This is a genomic window from Pseudomonas sediminis, assembly GCF_039555755.1.
Lineage (GTDB): Bacteria > Pseudomonadota > Gammaproteobacteria > Pseudomonadales > Pseudomonadaceae > Aquipseudomonas > Aquipseudomonas mendocina_D.
The window spans coordinates 1324572-1338416 of record NZ_CP154631.1 but is presented as its reverse complement, the minus strand read 5'-3'; the positions used below and the strand labels follow the sequence as shown (position 1 = coordinate 1338416).

Below are 13845 nucleotides of genomic sequence, written 5' to 3'. Positions count from 1 at the left end.
TCGCTTACAGCCAGCGTGGCCACCAGTCTGGGCGCGCTGCCTTGAGCAGGTCGAGGTAGTGGCTGCCACCCAGCTGGTTCATCTGTTGGCGAATCCAGGCGGCGCGTCGCACCACGTAGCCATTCGGGCGACCAGCGCTCCAGCGCAGTGGATTGGGTAGCACCGCTGCCAGCTGGCTGGCCTGCTGGCGATTGAGATAAGGCGCGCCGACACCGAAATGGTGTTGTGCCGCGGCTTCGGCGCCAAAGATGCCATCGCCCCACTCGACGCTATTGAGGTACACCTCAAGGATGCGCTCTTTCGACCAGAGCACTTCGATCAGTGCGGTGAACCAGGCTTCCAGCCCTTTGCGCAGCCAACTGCGTCCGGACCAGAGAAACAGGTTCTTCGCCACCTGCTGGCTGAGGGTGCTGGCGCCTCTTAGTGAGCCGCCGCTCTGGTTATGTGCCAGCGCCGCCTGAATAGCGCCGACATCGAACCCCCAGTGTTCGGCGAATTTCTGGTCTTCAGCGGCGATCACCGCCATCTTCAGGTGATCCGGGAGTTCTTTCCAGGGGCGCCACTGGCGCTTCAGCTCGATGGGCTGTTCGCTGCCCCAGGATTCGATCTTGCGCTCGATCATCAGCGCCGTACCGGGCGGCGGCACCCAGCGCAGAGCAAGCACCAGCAGTACGCTGGCCAGGATCAGCCAGAGCAGCAGTTTAAGCAGGCGGCGGGTCAGGGCTCGGAGCATGAGGTCTCGCAATGATCGGATGTGGCGCTATTAAAACAAAAAATCGCCGGGAGCGATTTTTGACGTCGCTTTGCGACGGCCCGAAGGGTTGCCGCCAGGGGTGGCGGGCAACAAAAAGTGCCGAGTCAGTTGCTGCGGAACCACAGAGTTGGGCGCAGGTGTGACAATAACGACCATTTCGTCTTCAGGCCCGATGGCTAAACTGCGCACAGGTCGATTTATTCAGGAGTTTCCATGGCCCGTCTCTGGCTACTGTTGTCCGCATTCGCCGGTTTCACCGGTGTCGCTCTGGGCGCGTTCGCGGCCCATGGTCTGAAGCACAGGCTGACTCCCGAATATCTGGCGGTGTTCCAGACCGGTACGCATTACCAGCTGACTCACGCGCTGGCCCTGTTCGGCGTCGGCCTGCTGGCGATGCATGCGCCCGGACGGTTGGTGAACCTGGCTGGCGGCGCCTTCGCGCTGGGTATCCTGCTGTTCTCCGGCAGTCTCTATCTGTTGACCCTCAGCGGCATCGGCAAGCTCGGTATCATCACGCCTTTCGGTGGCGTCGCCTTCCTCGTTGGCTGGCTGTGCCTGGGCCTGAGCGCCTGGAAGCTGACCTGACCCTGGCGTCAGAAATGAGGACGAATGGCGCCTTTTAGCCTTGGTCGTGGCCAGTTAACGGGCTAGAATGCCGGCCCTCTTTCCAGTTGTGACCGAGTCGTCATGCGTATCCAGTTGAATGGTGAACCCTTCGAACTGCCGGATAACCAGAGCGTCGCCGACCTGTTGGTTCGCCTCGATCTGACCGGACGCCGTGTGGCGGTCGAGCTCAATCAGGACATCGTTCCACGCAGCCAGCACGACAGCACCCAGCTCGCCGAAGGCGACCAGGTGGAAGTGGTGCACGCCATCGGCGGCGGCTGACCTCACGAGGAGTATTCCATGAGCCAAGTTCGCAGCGACAAGCCCTTCACCCTGGCCGGTCGTACGTTCCAGTCGCGCCTGCTGGTCGGTACCGGCAAGTACAAGGATATGGACGAGACCCGCGACGCCATCGCCGCTTCCGGCGCCGAGATCGTCACCGTGGCGGTACGCCGCACCAACATCGGCCAGAATCCCGGTGAGCCGAACCTGCTCGACGTGATCAGCCCGGACAAGTACACCATCCTGCCCAATACCGCCGGCTGCTATGACGCGGTCGAGGCCGTGCGCACCTGCCGCCTGGCCCGCGAACTGCTCGATGGTCACAACCTGGTCAAGCTGGAAGTGCTGGCCGACCAGAAAACCCTGTTCCCCAACGTCATCGAGACCATCAAGGCCGCCGAAGTGCTGGTCAAGGATGGCTTCGATGTGATGGTGTACACCAGCGACGATCCGATCATCGCTCGTCAATTGGCCGAGATCGGCTGCATCGCGGTGATGCCGCTGGCCGGCTTGATCGGCTCCGGCCTGGGTATCTGCAACCCGTACAACCTGCGCATCATCCTCGAGGAATCGAAGGTGCCGGTGCTGGTCGATGCCGGCGTGGGCACTGCCTCCGACGCCACCATCGCCATGGAGCTGGGCTGCGAGGCGGTGCTGATGAACAGCGCCATCGCCGAAGCGCAGAACCCGGTGCTGATGGCGCGCGCCATGCAGCATGCCGTCGAGGCCGGTCGCCTGGCCTACCTGGCCGGCCGTATGCCGAAGAAACTCTATGCCAGTGCGTCGTCGCCGCTGACTGGCCTGATCAACTAAGGATGACGATTGGCTGCGTGCCGGTCCGCCGGCGCGCCAGTCGTAACGCAATCTACAAGAGTCCAGCATGACCGATACCCAACAGCCCGAACTGACCGAAGACGGTCGCCAGCGCCGTACCATCAAGAGCTTCGTGATGCGTGCCGGGCGCATGACCGAAGGTCAGCAGCGTGGCATCGACAAGGGCTGGCCGCTGTTCGGCCTCGAGCTGGAAGACGGCCTGCGCGACTTCGACCAAGTGTTCGGTCGCAGCGCACCGCGCACCTTCGAGATCGGCTTCGGCATGGGCCACTCCACCCTGGAGATGGCTGCTGCTGCGCCTGAGCAGGATTTCATCGGTGTCGAGGTACACAAGCCTGGCGTGGGTGCGCTGCTCAACGGTGCGATGACGCAAAACCTCAGCAACCTGCGGGTCTACAGCTGCGATGCGCTGGAGGTGCTGCGTGACTGCGTGGCCGACGCCAGCCTCGATCGCGTGCTGCTGTTCTTCCCCGACCCTTGGCACAAGTCGCGTCATCACAAGCGCCGTATCGTCCAGCCGGCTTTCGCCGAACTGGTGCGCAGCAAACTGAAGGTCGGCGGCGTGTTGCACATGGCCACCGACTGGGAGAACTATGCTGAGCACATGCTCGAAGTGATGAACGCGGCGCCGGGCTACCGCAACCTGGCGGCCGATGGCACTTACGTGCCGCGCCCAGAAGAGCGCCCGGTTACCAAGTTCGAACGTCGTGGCGAGCGCCTTGGCCACGGTGTATGGGATCTGAAGTTTCAGCGCCAGGAGTGATTGCCGAGCGATCCTGTCCGTAGGGATCGCCCGTATATAGAACCGGCAGGATGCACGATTAGATCGGGATAACCCGACGGCCAGGACGGCGCCTCACCGCAAGACACAACAACGATAAGTGCGCCTGCAAGGCGCGCAGACATTAGCGGCACCGCTTGCATGGTGCCGCGAGGAGAGCATTGTGTTGAGATCGGTTTCCCTTCTTCTGCTGACTGCCCTGGCGTTTCAGGTCCAGGCCAAGGTCGATGCCAGCCAGGCCGCGCGTCTGGGTCAGGACCTGACACCACTGGGTGGCGAGCGGGCAGGTAATGCTGCCGGCACCATTCCCGCCTGGACGGGCGGCCTGGCGACTCCGCCAGCCGGCTACCAGCCCGGCATGCACCACCCGGACCCATACGCAGGCGACAAACTGCTGTATCGCGTCGACAGCCAGAACCTGGCGCAGTACGAACCGCAACTGCCGATCGGCCTCAAGACCCTGCTGCAGGAAAACCCCAGCTTCTACCTGCGGGTCTTCCCGACCCGCCGCAGCGCTGCTGCGCCGCAGCGTATCTATGACGCCACGCGTTTCAATGCACAGAATGCCGAGCTGATTTCCGGTGGCAATGGTGTGCAGGGCGCAGCTGCCGGCGTGCCGTTCCCTCTGCCGCAGACCGGCCAGGAGGCCATCTGGAACCACGTCATGCGTTACCGCGGCGACCAGATCAGCATGGCCACCAACCAGGCGGCGGTGCTCGCCAACGGTAGCTACAACCTGCTCAAGCTCGAGCGCGACGTCTACTTCCTCTATGGCCGCGAAGGCGTTGCCCCGCAGGATCTGGACAACACCCTGTTCTATTACAAGTACAAGGTGGTAGCGCCGGCCAAGCTGGCCGGCTCGGCGCTGGTGGTGCAGGAGACCCTCGACCAGGTGCTGGCGATTCGCAAGGCCTGGCGCTTCAATCGTGGTGAGCGCCGTGTGCGCCGCCTGCCGATGCTTGCCTACGACACCCTGCAACCCGACACCAATGGCATGGCCACTGCCGACCAGGTTGACTCCTACAATGGCGCACCGGATCGCTACGAATGGCAGCTGCTGGGCAAGCGCGAGATGCTGGTGCCCTACAACAGCTATGCCGTGCACCAGAAGGGCATTCCCTACGCCGACATCCTGCAGGCCAAGCACATCAATCCGGAATTGCTGCGTTACGAGTTGCACCGCGTCTGGGTGGTGGAGGCGGACCTGCGCACCGGCTTCAGCCATCCGTATGGCAAGCGTCGTTTCTATCTCGACGAGGACAGCTGGCAGATCCTCGCGGTCGATCTGTATGACCGTAATGGCAACCTGATCGGCCTGCAGGAAGCTCACCCGATCAGCTACTACGACGTGCCGATGTTCGGCTCGACCCTGGAGACCATCTATGACCTCAAGGGCGGCCGCTACTTCGCCGACGGCCTGGATAACAACGAGAAGATGTACGACTTCAACGCCAGGTTGAGCCCGCGTGACTTCACCCCGCAGGCGCTGCGCCGCGAAGGCAACTGACGGGGCTACGGTCGTTCACGAAGCCGCCTTTGGGCGGCTTCTGTATTTTTGCGCATCTGATCAGGGAGGATGCATGAGCATCAGATTGCATATATTCGGCGCATCCGGCTCCGGTACCACCACGCTGGGCAATGCCCTGTCCAATAGCTGCGGCTGGCTGCACCTCGATACCGACGACTTCTACTGGTTACCCAGCGAGCCGCCGTACCTGCACAAGCGTCCACCACCACAACGGGTGGAGTTGATCCGCGAGTGCGCCGCGCAGGCGTCGAGCTGGGTGTTGAGTGGCTCTCTATGCAGTTGGGGAGAGGCATTGATCCCGTCGTTCAGTCATGCACTGTTCCTGCATCTGGACGATGACGAGCGCATGCACCGGCTACGTCAGCGCGAGGCGCAGCGCTACGGCGAACGAATTGAACCGGGCGGCGATATGCACGCCCAGAGTCTGGCCTTTCTCGACTGGGCGGCCGGCTACGAGCAGGGCGACCGGCACACGCGCAGCCGACTCATGCACGAGACCTGGATCGAGCAGCACCTGACGTGTCCGTTGCTGCGCCTGGATTCGACGCATGCCCCCCCTGCGCAATTGGTTGAGCAGGTGATGGTGTGGCTGCAAGGTTGATGGGGCAGCCTGTGCGCTGCGCCCGCTAATTGCGGTCGGCGAGTATGCCGATGACCGCGAAGATCAGAATCAGCACTGGCGCCAGCGTGTAGTTGTTGAAGTGCGCCAGGCCCTTGGCCAGCCAGGGCGTGAGGAAGACGATGGCCAGGCCATAGCCGACCGCGCAGAACACCACGAACAGCAAGGTACGCAGGACGAAATTGAGATTACCGATGGTGCGTTGAACCCAGGCGTTGATGGCGGGGCCGAACAGCACCAGCAACGTGGCCATGATGGCCAGGGAAATATCGCTGAGGTGGCTGCGGCTCCAGCGCGAAAGGGTGACGATCAGGTCCAGTAGCAGATCCATGCGGGCTCCTTCAGTGCAGCGCGACGTGAGCAATGGCCGCGCGAATCAGGCGCGCTAGCCTACCGGATTCATGCCGCTCTGTGGGTGAACTACGCCAGGAACTGCTGCAGCAGATCGTTGAGGAACAGTTGCCCCTTGGTGGTAGCTGCCAGGCGGGCTGGATCGGCCTGCAGCAGCCCCTGGCGTTCGGCTTCGCGGCGCGCCTGTTCGAGCTGCTGCAAAGGCAGGCCAGTGCGCTGGCTGAACAGTTCGGCCGGTGCACCTTCGGTCAGGCGCAGCACGTTCATCAGAAACTCGAAGGGCAACTCGTCAGCTTCCAGCAGGCGTTCGCCGGCCTGGAATGCCTTGGCTGGGTCGAGGTAGTCCTTCGGTAGGCGAGTTTTCCAGGTGCGCTGGATACGCCCCGCACGTGTGCTCAGCTTGGCGTGGGCGCCAGCGCCGATGCCGAGGAAATCACCAAAAGTCCAGTAGTTGAGGTTATGTCGTGCCTGTTTGCCAGGCTTGGCGTAGGCGGACACTTCGTACTGCGCGTAGCCTTCGGCCGCGAGCAGGGCCTGGCCGGCTTCCTGGATATCCCACAGCAGATCGTCCTCGGGAAGCGTTGGCGGCTGGCTCCAGAACACCGTGTTCGGCTCCATGGTCAGCTGGTACCAGGACAGGTGCGTCGGGCCCTGGCTGATGGCGGTGCGCAGGTCGAACAGGGCGTCCTCGATGCTCTGCTCGGGCAGGCCGTGCATCAGATCGAGGTTGAAGTTGTCGAAGCCGGCGGCGCGGGCCATGTCGGCAGCGCGGATGGCTTCGCCGCCATCGTGGATGCGCCCCAGTGCCTTGAGCTTGGCTTCCTGAAAACTCTGCACGCCGATAGACAGGCGATTGATACCCAGCGCCCGGTAGCCCTTGAACTTGGCTTGCTCGAAGGTGCCAGGGTTGGCCTCCAGGGTGATTTCGATATCCGGCGCAAAGCCGACACGTTGCTCTACGCCTTCCAGCAAACGGCCCAGGGCGCGGTCGGAGAACAGGCTGGGCGTGCCGCCGCCGAAGAAGATCGAGGTCAGTTGCCGGCCATGGACGTGCTGCAGGTCGATATCGAGGTCGGCCAGCAGCGCGTCGACGTACTCTTCTTCAGGCAGCGTCGGCCCGGCGGCGTGGGAGTTGAAGTCGCAGTAGGGGCATTTGCGCACGCACCACGGGATGTGGATGTAGAGCGCCAGGGGCGGGAGCAGGAAACTCCCGCCAGCGGAATCGCTCATGCCAGCCCCAGGCGCTGCTTGAGCAGGGCCATGGCGCGGGCGCGGTGACTGAGGCGGTTCTTTTGCTCAGGCGGCATTTCGGCGCTGGAGCACTCACCTTCCGGCACCCAGAACAGTGGATCGTAGCCGAAGCCGTGCTCGCCACGTGCCTCATGCAGGATGCTGCCGTGCCACAGGCCTTCGCAGAGGATCGGCAGTGGATCGTCGGCATGTCGAACCAGCGCCAGGGCGCAGACGAACTGGGCGCCGCGCTCGGCGTCCGGCACGTCTTTCAGGGCATCGAGCAGCTTGGTGTTGTTCGCCGCGTCGCCCTGGCCATCGGCATAGCGCGCCGAGTAGATGCCGGGGGCGCCGCCGAGGGCGTCCACCGCCAGGCCGGAGTCGTCGGCCAGTGCCGGCAAACCGGAGATGCGCGCGGCGTTGCGCGCCTTGAGGATGGCATTCTCGACGAACGACAGGCCGATCTCTTCCGGTTCGACCTGGCTGAATTCGCCAATTGAACGCACGCGCACGGCGTCGCCGAGCATGGCCTGCAACTCCTTGAGCTTGCCGGCGTTATGGCTGGCCAGGACCAGCTCCTTGAAACCACTCACTGGCTTAGTCATCCGGGAACATTTCCTGGTTGAAGGTGATGCGGTGTGCGTCATCACCCTGGCGCACGTTCAGGGTGAAGCTGAGCATTTCGCGGGTCTTGAAGGGGAACTGCGCCAGGTAATAGATGGCCTCGCCTTCGGTGACTTGGCGGAACGTCAGTGCGGTGCTCTTGCCCAACAGGTCCTTCACCTCGCCACCGACCACTGCAGTGCTGGGCTTGCCGGCCTTGAGCACGGCGACGTTGATCACGCCCTGGGTCTTGCTGCGTACCAGGCCGGAGGCGCTGGCGATATCCGGCTGGATGAAGCTGGAATTGAACACGCTGTAGTGCACGTCGAGATCGCCGAAGCTTTGTTTGCGCTCGGCGGCGGCCGGCAGGGCCAGGCACAGGGCGATCAGGAAGGGAATGATGCGGCGCATGTTGTTCTCCTCGTTCAGACCGCGACGCGGTGGGCGGACAGGTCCGCGCCGCTGATGCGGTAGATGCCGATCTCGCCCAGCAGGTTGGGCCAGATGCGGCTTGCCAGGCCATGGCGATGGTCACGGTCCACCGCCAGGCGTTCTTCCACACGGGCACCCTGGGCGTGGCACAGGCGCTCGAAGTCCTCGAAGGTGCAGAAGTGGATGTTCGGTGTGTTGTACCAGGTGTAGGGCAGGAAGTCCGACACCGGCATGCGACCTTTTGTCGTCAGGTACCAGCGGCAGCGCCAGTGGCCGAAGTTGGGGAAGGTGATGATGCAGGTCTTGCCGACGCGCAGCATCTCGGCCAGCACTTTGTCCGGGTAGTGCAGCGCTTGCAGCGACTGGGTCATGACCACCACATCGAAGCTGTTGCTGGCGAAGTTGCCCAGGCCCAGGTCGAGGTTCTGCTCGATGACGTTGACGCCGCGCTCGATGCACAAGGCGATCTTGTCCGGGTCGATTTCCAGGCCGTAGCCGGAAACCTGCTTGTTGTCACGCAGCCAGGCGAGCAGTTCGCCGTCGCCGCAGCCCAGGTCGAGCACACGGCTGCCCGGGGCGATCCATTCCTGGATGATGTCCAGATCCGCACGCATGCTCATACCTCGATTCGCTTCATGTAGCTGCCGAATGACTGCAGGTAACGCGGGATCGGCATGAGGAAGGCGTCGTGGCCCTGCGGTGCGTCGATCTCCAGATAGCAGACGTTCTTCTTCGCCGCCGTCAGCGCGTCGACGATCTCTCGCGAGCGGGCAGGGGAGAAGCGCCAGTCGGTGGTGAAGGACATCAGGCAGAAGTCCGCCTTGGCCACAGCCAGGGTCTTGGCCAGGTCGCCTTCGTTGGCGGCGGCCGGGTCGAAGTAATCCAGGGCCTTGGTCATCAGCAGATAAGTATTGGCGTCGAAGCGGCCGGAGAATTCCTCACCCTGGTAGCGCAGGTAGCTTTCCACCTGGAACTCGACGCTGTGGAAGTCGTAGTTGAGCTTTTCGCTCTTCAGGCCACGGCCGAATTTCTCGCCCATGGCGTCATCGGACAGGTAGGTGATGTGCCCGACCATGCGCGCAAGCATGAGGCCGCGCTTGGGGATAACGCCTTGTTCCTGGAAATGCCCGCCATGGAATTCCGGGTCCGTGAGAATCGCCTGGCGCGCCACTTCGTTGAAGGCGATGTTCTGCGCCGACAGCTTGGGCGCCGAGGCGATGGCCAGGCAGTGACGCACGCGCTCTGGGTAGCTGATGGTCCACTGCATGGCCTGCATGCCGCCCAGGCTGCCGCCGATCACCGCTGCCCATTGCTCGATGCCGAGCACATCGGCCAGGCGCGCCTGGCTGTGTACCCAGTCTTCCACGGTCATCACCGGGAAGTCGGCGCCATAGGGTTTGCCGGTTGCCGGGTTGGTGCTACTCGGGCCGGTAGAACCGTTGCAGCCGCCGAGGTTGTTGAGGCTGACGACGAAGAACTTGTTGGTGTCGATTGGCTTGCCGGGGCCGATGCAGCTGTCCCACCAGCCGGGTTTGCGATCATCCGGGCTGTGGTAGCCGGCGGCGTGATGGTGGCCGGACAGGGCATGGCAGATCAGCACGGCATTGCTGCGCGCGGCGTTCAGCTCGCCATAGGTTTCGACGACCAGTTCGTACTCGGCCAGGCTACGCCCGCAGGCGAGCGCCAATGGCTCGCTGAAACGGAACACCTGGGGGCTGACCAGGCCGACGGAATCTTCGGGAAAGGCAGTGGGCATGGAGGCGCTGCTAATGAATCGGAGGAGGGCGCCAGTCTAAAGAGCACCGCCGGTAGCGGCAAGCGAGCATGCCGCCCGCTTGTGCTACTGGCTTTGTTGCCGTGCCGCCACCGGCAGGCTGACCACCTTGCCCTGGCGCTGCACTGGTGCCGGGCGGCGCAGCACGCGGAGCATGTCGCTGGCCTGGGCCAGTTGCTGCTCCAGCTCTTCCTGGTAGCGCGCAAGTTGCAGGCTGCGCTTGCGCGTTTGCTGGGTTTCCTGGGCCAGCGCCTTGAGGCGCAGCATGTGGCTTTCCAGCATCTGCTTGTGTTCCAGGGTGTGCTGCATCAGCGGCATCAGTGCATCGGCGGCCCACTGTTCGGCGTCCAGGCGCAGGCGCTGGTGCAGGCCGATCACCTCCTGGGCCAGGGTGGCGAAGAAACGTCGGGTCAGGCTGCGTTGTTCGGTGAGCAACGTTTTCACGTGCAGGCGGAACTGATCGCCCTTGTCCTGCAGCTTCTTCAGCTCGCGCAGGTAGCGCTGGATCTTGAACTGCGGCGCATCGACGCCGCCCAGCGGGCTTTCTTCGTTGTGTCGGCGATAGATGGCGGCGACCATCTTGTTGGCCATCTCCGCTTCGTGCTCCAGGTTGTGCAGGTCCTGCTCGACGGCGCGGAAGAAATGCAGGATGGCCTGGTTGATGCCGAGGGTGGTCCAACTGCCGGTGAGGTTGCGACGCACCTCGTTCAGGTGTTGCTCCAGACGCTCGGCGCGTGCCGCATGACGCAGCAACTGGCCCTGGCGTTGCAGCAGGCGCTGGTTGGTCTTCAGGCCGAGCAGGCGCTTGTGGTGCTGGTTGTGGTCTTCCTTGGTCTTGGCGGTCAGCTCGAACAGCAGTTGGCCGTTGTCCTGCTGATGATTGCCGAGCAAGGCCAGTTGTTCGCCGACCTTCTCCAGGCGCAGGTTGAGCACATGCTGGCTGTTGTTCAGCAGCGCCAGGACCTGGCGCACCACATGATCTTCGATCAGGCGCTCCTTCTGCGCCACAATGCGCTCGCACAGTAAGGTTTCCAGGTTGGCCATCTGGCTGCGAGCCAGCAGCGCCTCGTCCTTGCGCACCTTGGCCAGCAGCGCCTGCTTGGCCGACAGCGGCAGCACGTCCTGCTTGGCGATGCCCAGCTGTTTGGCGGTGGCGCTCTGGATCTGGCCGATGGCGTTCTGCACGAAAGTCTCGCCTGCCAGGTCGTCCCATAGCACGTCGATCTTGTTCAGTACGGCAAACAGGCTGGTTCGGGTGTCTTCGTCGAGCTGACGAATGTGCTGTTGCCAGATGTGCATATCGCTGGCGGTGACGCCGGTATCGGCGGACAGCAGGAAGATGATCGCCTGGGCATTGGGCAGCATCGACAGGGTCAGCTCGGGTTCACTGCCCAAGGCGTTTAGGCCGGGGGTGTCGAGAATACGCAAGCCCTGGCGCAGCAGCGGATGATCGAAGTTGACCATCGCATGGCGCCAGGCCGGCACCAGCACCTGGCCGCGTTTGCCGGTGCCTTCGAGCATGTCTGGGTGGAAGCCGAGCTGGATCGCCTGTTCCACCGGCATGGCTTTGGTCTTGGCCACCTGGCTGAAAGCCAGCGCCATGTTGGCCGGGTCGCTGATGTCCAGCGGGATGTTCACCCAGTGCCGGGGAATACGCTTGAACTGCGCGACGCTGGCCGAGGCCGTACGGGTCTCGATCGGCAGCAGACGAATGTAGGGGCGCTCCGAGCGTGGGTCGAAGAACAGCTCGGTGGGGCACATGGTGGTGCGCCCGGCATGCGAAGGCAGCATGCGCTGGCCGTATTCGGAGAAGAACAGGCTGTTGATCAGCTCGGTCTTGCCGCGCGAGAACTCGCCGACGAAAGCCAGGGTGATGTGGTCGGTACGCAGGATCTTCAGCGCGCGTTCGAGCTTGGCCTGAACCGCCTCGGAGTTGAGCCGGTTGTGCTCCAGCCAGCTGCGATAACGCGTGATCTCGCGCATCAGTTCGCGTTTCCAGGCGACGTAGGCGTCAACCTGCTGGCTGAGACGTTCCATGCTCATCCTGGCTCTCCTCTCGGCAAGATCACCTCTTGCGGGGGCTGCGTAACGGTTCGGTTCGGGGTGCCGCCAGGAAGCACGGCATTTCGCGAGAACAGTTTGCATTATGCGAGCTGCAAGGCAGCCGTCAATTGGCCTCTTCGACAGTCCCGCCTTATGGTCGGGTGCGGCGACTGAGCGGTCGTCAGGCGCGCTGCAGCCCAGGAATCGGCGGCAGGCTTCGCGGGGCGCGAATACGCAGGCGTTTATGTCGATTGAGTTCGCCGCTTTCCAGGCTCACCTGGCTCTTGGCGACGCCGAAGGCCTTGGCCAGGAAGGCCTGTAGGTGGGCGTTGGCCTTGCCGTCTACCGGCGGGGCGGTGAGTCGGATTTTCAGCCGCTCACCCTGTAGCCCGGCGAACTCGTCCTTGCTCGCCTTGGGCTGCAGGTGGCAGTCGAGGATGAGGTCCTCGCCGTCCCAGCGGTAGAAGCTTGCGGTCTTGATGGACATGCCCCTCATCTGGCGCTGCGCGCCACCTTCTCCCGTTGGGAGAAGGTCGGCAAGGAAAGCGTCGCTGCGCGACTTTTATGTTTAAAGGAAGGGGCTGAGCATCGGCGGCAGACCAGTGGAGGCCGCCAGGCCGCCAATCACGAAACGGTCGATCAGGTTGATGGTGATGAAGGCGAAAATCGGCGAGATATCCAGGCCGCCGAGGTTTGGCAGCAGCTTACGGAATGGCGCCAGCAGTGGCTCGCAGATCTGGTTCACCAACTGTGCGCCCGGGTTGTAGCTGCCCGGAGCGACCCAGGAGAGGATCACGCTGATGATCAGGGCGAAGAAGAACACCTTGAGAAACAGCGAGGTCACGCCAATCATCGACCACACCAGCAGCTGCAGGATGAAACCGCCGACGTTGTAGCCCATCAGGGTCAGGGTGACGATCATCAGCAGCAGCTGTACCAGGATAGCCAGCACCAGCGAAGCCAGGTCCAGCCCGGCGAAGCCCGGAATGATCCGCCGCAGTGGAGTCACCAGCGGTTGCGTGGCCTTGACGATGAACTGGCTCAGCGGATTGTAGAAGTCCGCACGTACCAGTTGCAGGATGAAACGCAGCAGGACGATCAGCAGATACAGGCTGCCGAGGGTCTGAATGATGTAGATCAGGGCTTCGATGAGTCCGGACATGTGTGCTTCCTTTATTGACCCAGTTGTTCAGCCAGTTCGGCCGAGCGATTGGCAGCGGCATTCAGTGCCTGTTGTACCAGCGCTTCGAAGCCGCCGGCCTGGAAGGTTTTGATTGCCGCTTCGGTGGTTCCGTTCGGTGAGGTAACACGGCGACGCAATTCGGCCGCGTCGACATCGCTTTCACTGGCCATGCGCGCGGCGCCCAGTGCGGTCTGGATGCTCAGACGCGCGGCGGTCTCACGCGGCAGGCCGAGTTTCTCGCCAGCTTCGGTCATCGCCTCGATCAGCAGGAAAAAATAGGCTGGGCCGCTGCCAGAGACGGCAGTCACTGCATCGAGCTGCGCTTCGTCGTCCAGCCACAGGGCCAGGCCGACGGCGCTCAGCACCTGCTCGGCCTGGGTTTTCTGCGCGGCGTTGACGCGCGGGTTGGCGAACAGGCCGGAAACACCCTGGCGCAGCAGCGCCGGCGTATTGGGCATGCAGCGCACTACCGGGCGCTGGCCAAGCCAGCTCTCCAGGCTGGCGCAGCTGATGCCGGCGGCGATTGAGATGATCACCTGATTCGGCGTCAGGTTTGCGGCCAGGTCCAGGCACACTGTCTTCATGACCTGTGGCTTGACCGCCAGCACGATCAGGTCCGCGCCTTTGATCGCTTCAGCGTTATCGGCAAAGGTGGCGATGCCGTGTTCCTGCTGCAGACGAGTACGTTGTTCGCTGCCAGGTTCGCTGGCGCGGATGGCGCTGGCTGCCACGCCCTGCGCACGCAGGCCGCCAATCAGGCTGGCAGCCATGTTGCCGGCGCCGACGAAGGCGATGGTCGGGTTGCTCATTGCAGAAAATCCTTCA

General features: G+C 63.2%; 17 protein-coding genes. 6 read left to right on the top strand and 11 right to left on the bottom strand.

All coding sequences use genetic code 11. The annotated features are described in order from the left end of the window. Nucleotides 1–4 precede the first annotated feature (4 nt). Entirely contained in the window at nucleotides 5–733 is a 729-nt protein-coding gene (gene mtgA, locus AAEQ75_RS06435) for a monofunctional biosynthetic peptidoglycan transglycosylase (protein WP_343351196.1), read from the bottom strand. 234 nt (nucleotides 734–967) lie between these two features. Between mtgA and AAEQ75_RS06430 the strand changes: the two genes are divergently transcribed. From AAEQ75_RS06430 to AAEQ75_RS06405, 6 genes are all read left to right on the top strand, one after another. Beyond that, on the top strand, nucleotides 968–1339 hold the full coding sequence (locus AAEQ75_RS06430; protein ID WP_343351194.1) for a DUF423 domain-containing protein: 372 nt from the start codon (nucleotides 968–970) through the stop codon (nucleotides 1337–1339). A 102-nt stretch (nucleotides 1340–1441) separates the two neighbouring features. Next, nucleotides 1442–1642: a sulfur carrier protein ThiS gene (gene thiS, locus AAEQ75_RS06425; protein ID WP_061240208.1), complete on the top strand. Its 201-nt coding sequence runs from the start codon at nucleotides 1442–1444 to the stop codon at nucleotides 1640–1642. Between the two features lie 18 nt (nucleotides 1643–1660). Next, nucleotides 1661–2455 (top strand): thiazole synthase, encoded by a 795-nt coding sequence (locus AAEQ75_RS06420; RefSeq protein WP_017363115.1) that lies wholly within the window; start codon nucleotides 1661–1663, stop codon nucleotides 2453–2455. 67 nt (nucleotides 2456–2522) lie between these two features. Next, complete coding sequence (gene trmB / locus AAEQ75_RS06415) at nucleotides 2523–3239, top strand: tRNA (guanosine(46)-N7)-methyltransferase TrmB (protein WP_099525944.1); 717 nt, start codon at nucleotides 2523–2525, stop codon at nucleotides 3237–3239. Nucleotides 3240–3420: 181 nt separating this feature from the next. Beyond that, nucleotides 3421–4764 carry a DUF1329 domain-containing protein gene (locus AAEQ75_RS06410; protein WP_343351192.1) on the top strand — a complete coding sequence of 448 codons (1344 nt, stop codon included), beginning with the start codon at nucleotides 3421–3423 and terminating at the stop codon, nucleotides 4762–4764. A 73-nt stretch (nucleotides 4765–4837) separates the two neighbouring features. Next, nucleotides 4838–5386 carry a hypothetical protein gene (locus AAEQ75_RS06405; protein ID WP_343351190.1) on the top strand — a complete coding sequence of 183 codons (549 nt, stop codon included), beginning with the start codon at nucleotides 4838–4840 and terminating at the stop codon, nucleotides 5384–5386. A gap of 25 nt (nucleotides 5387–5411) precedes the next feature. Here the strand turns inward: AAEQ75_RS06405 and AAEQ75_RS06400 are convergent, their stop codons facing one another. The 10 genes from AAEQ75_RS06400 to proC form a co-directional block, all read right to left on the bottom strand. Continuing rightward, the gene (locus AAEQ75_RS06400; protein WP_099525941.1) at nucleotides 5412–5735 is read right to left on the bottom strand and encodes a DUF3392 domain-containing protein; all 324 of its coding nucleotides are present in this window, start codon (nucleotides 5733–5735) and stop codon (nucleotides 5412–5414) included. Nucleotides 5736–5824: 89 nt separating this feature from the next. Beyond that, nucleotides 5825–6985, bottom strand: coding sequence for a radical SAM family heme chaperone HemW (gene hemW / locus AAEQ75_RS06395; RefSeq protein WP_343351189.1), 1161 nt, complete (start codon nucleotides 6983–6985; stop codon nucleotides 5825–5827). Further along, nucleotides 6982–7590, bottom strand: coding sequence for an RdgB/HAM1 family non-canonical purine NTP pyrophosphatase (gene rdgB, locus AAEQ75_RS06390; RefSeq protein WP_430523449.1), 609 nt, complete (start codon nucleotides 7588–7590; stop codon nucleotides 6982–6984). Before rdgB ends, hemW begins: the two co-directional genes overlap by 4 nt. Further along, on the bottom strand, nucleotides 7583–7999 hold the full coding sequence (locus AAEQ75_RS06385; RefSeq protein WP_013717527.1) for a DUF4426 domain-containing protein: 417 nt from the start codon (nucleotides 7997–7999) through the stop codon (nucleotides 7583–7585). Before AAEQ75_RS06385 ends, rdgB begins: the two co-directional genes overlap by 8 nt. A gap of 14 nt (nucleotides 8000–8013) precedes the next feature. Continuing rightward, nucleotides 8014–8634 carry a methionine biosynthesis protein MetW gene (metW, locus tag AAEQ75_RS06380; RefSeq protein ID WP_003463948.1) on the bottom strand — a complete coding sequence of 207 codons (621 nt, stop codon included), beginning with the start codon at nucleotides 8632–8634 and terminating at the stop codon, nucleotides 8014–8016. A gap of 2 nt (nucleotides 8635–8636) precedes the next feature. Further along, nucleotides 8637–9776, bottom strand: coding sequence for a homoserine O-succinyltransferase MetX (metX, locus tag AAEQ75_RS06375; RefSeq protein ID WP_343351188.1), 1140 nt, complete (start codon nucleotides 9774–9776; stop codon nucleotides 8637–8639). An 84-nt stretch (nucleotides 9777–9860) separates the two neighbouring features. Then, nucleotides 9861–11837, bottom strand: a complete 1977-nt coding sequence (locus tag AAEQ75_RS06370) for a dynamin-like GTPase family protein (RefSeq protein WP_343351187.1) — start codon at nucleotides 11835–11837, stop codon at nucleotides 9861–9863. 181 nt (nucleotides 11838–12018) lie between these two features. Then, nucleotides 12019–12324: a DUF167 domain-containing protein gene (locus tag AAEQ75_RS06365; RefSeq protein ID WP_218893249.1), complete on the bottom strand. Its 306-nt coding sequence runs from the start codon at nucleotides 12322–12324 to the stop codon at nucleotides 12019–12021. 81 nt (nucleotides 12325–12405) lie between these two features. Next, entirely contained in the window at nucleotides 12406–12999 is a 594-nt protein-coding gene (locus tag AAEQ75_RS06360; RefSeq protein WP_003463941.1) for a YggT family protein, read from the bottom strand. Between the two features lie 11 nt (nucleotides 13000–13010). Then, nucleotides 13011–13829 carry a pyrroline-5-carboxylate reductase gene (gene proC, locus AAEQ75_RS06355; protein ID WP_125879703.1) on the bottom strand — a complete coding sequence of 273 codons (819 nt, stop codon included), beginning with the start codon at nucleotides 13827–13829 and terminating at the stop codon, nucleotides 13011–13013. Nucleotides 13830–13845: the final 16 nt, after the last annotated feature.

Coding starts and splice junctions, on each gene's coding strand:
- metW (WP_003463948.1), bottom strand. CDS start 8,634: ATGCGTGCGGATCTGGACATCATCCAGGAATGGATCGCCCCGGGCAGC.
- AAEQ75_RS06370 (WP_343351187.1), bottom strand. CDS start 11,837: ATGAGCATGGAACGTCTCAGCCAGCAGGTTGACGCCTACGTCGCCTGG.
- AAEQ75_RS06405 (WP_343351190.1), top strand. CDS start 4,838: ATGAGCATCAGATTGCATATATTCGGCGCATCCGGCTCCGGTACCACC.
- AAEQ75_RS06365 (WP_218893249.1), bottom strand. CDS start 12,324: ATGTCCATCAAGACCGCAAGCTTCTACCGCTGGGACGGCGAGGACCTC.
- trmB (WP_099525944.1), top strand. CDS start 2,523: ATGACCGATACCCAACAGCCCGAACTGACCGAAGACGGTCGCCAGCGC.
- metX (WP_343351188.1), bottom strand. CDS start 9,776: ATGCCCACTGCCTTTCCCGAAGATTCCGTCGGCCTGGTCAGCCCCCAG.
- hemW (WP_343351189.1), bottom strand. CDS start 6,985: ATGAGCGATTCCGCTGGCGGGAGTTTCCTGCTCCCGCCCCTGGCGCTC.
- AAEQ75_RS06420 (WP_017363115.1), top strand. CDS start 1,661: ATGAGCCAAGTTCGCAGCGACAAGCCCTTCACCCTGGCCGGTCGTACG.
- AAEQ75_RS06400 (WP_099525941.1), bottom strand. CDS start 5,735: ATGGATCTGCTACTGGACCTGATCGTCACCCTTTCGCGCTGGAGCCGC.
- AAEQ75_RS06430 (WP_343351194.1), top strand. CDS start 968: ATGGCCCGTCTCTGGCTACTGTTGTCCGCATTCGCCGGTTTCACCGGT.
- proC (WP_125879703.1), bottom strand. CDS start 13,829: ATGAGCAACCCGACCATCGCCTTCGTCGGCGCCGGCAACATGGCTGCC.
- rdgB (WP_430523449.1), bottom strand. CDS start 7,590: ATGACTAAGCCAGTGAGTGGTTTCAAGGAGCTGGTCCTGGCCAGCCAT.
- AAEQ75_RS06360 (WP_003463941.1), bottom strand. CDS start 12,999: ATGTCCGGACTCATCGAAGCCCTGATCTACATCATTCAGACCCTCGGC.
- mtgA (WP_343351196.1), bottom strand. CDS start 733: ATGCTCCGAGCCCTGACCCGCCGCCTGCTTAAACTGCTGCTCTGGCTG.
- AAEQ75_RS06385 (WP_013717527.1), bottom strand. CDS start 7,999: ATGCGCCGCATCATTCCCTTCCTGATCGCCCTGTGCCTGGCCCTGCCG.
- thiS (WP_061240208.1), top strand. CDS start 1,442: ATGCGTATCCAGTTGAATGGTGAACCCTTCGAACTGCCGGATAACCAG.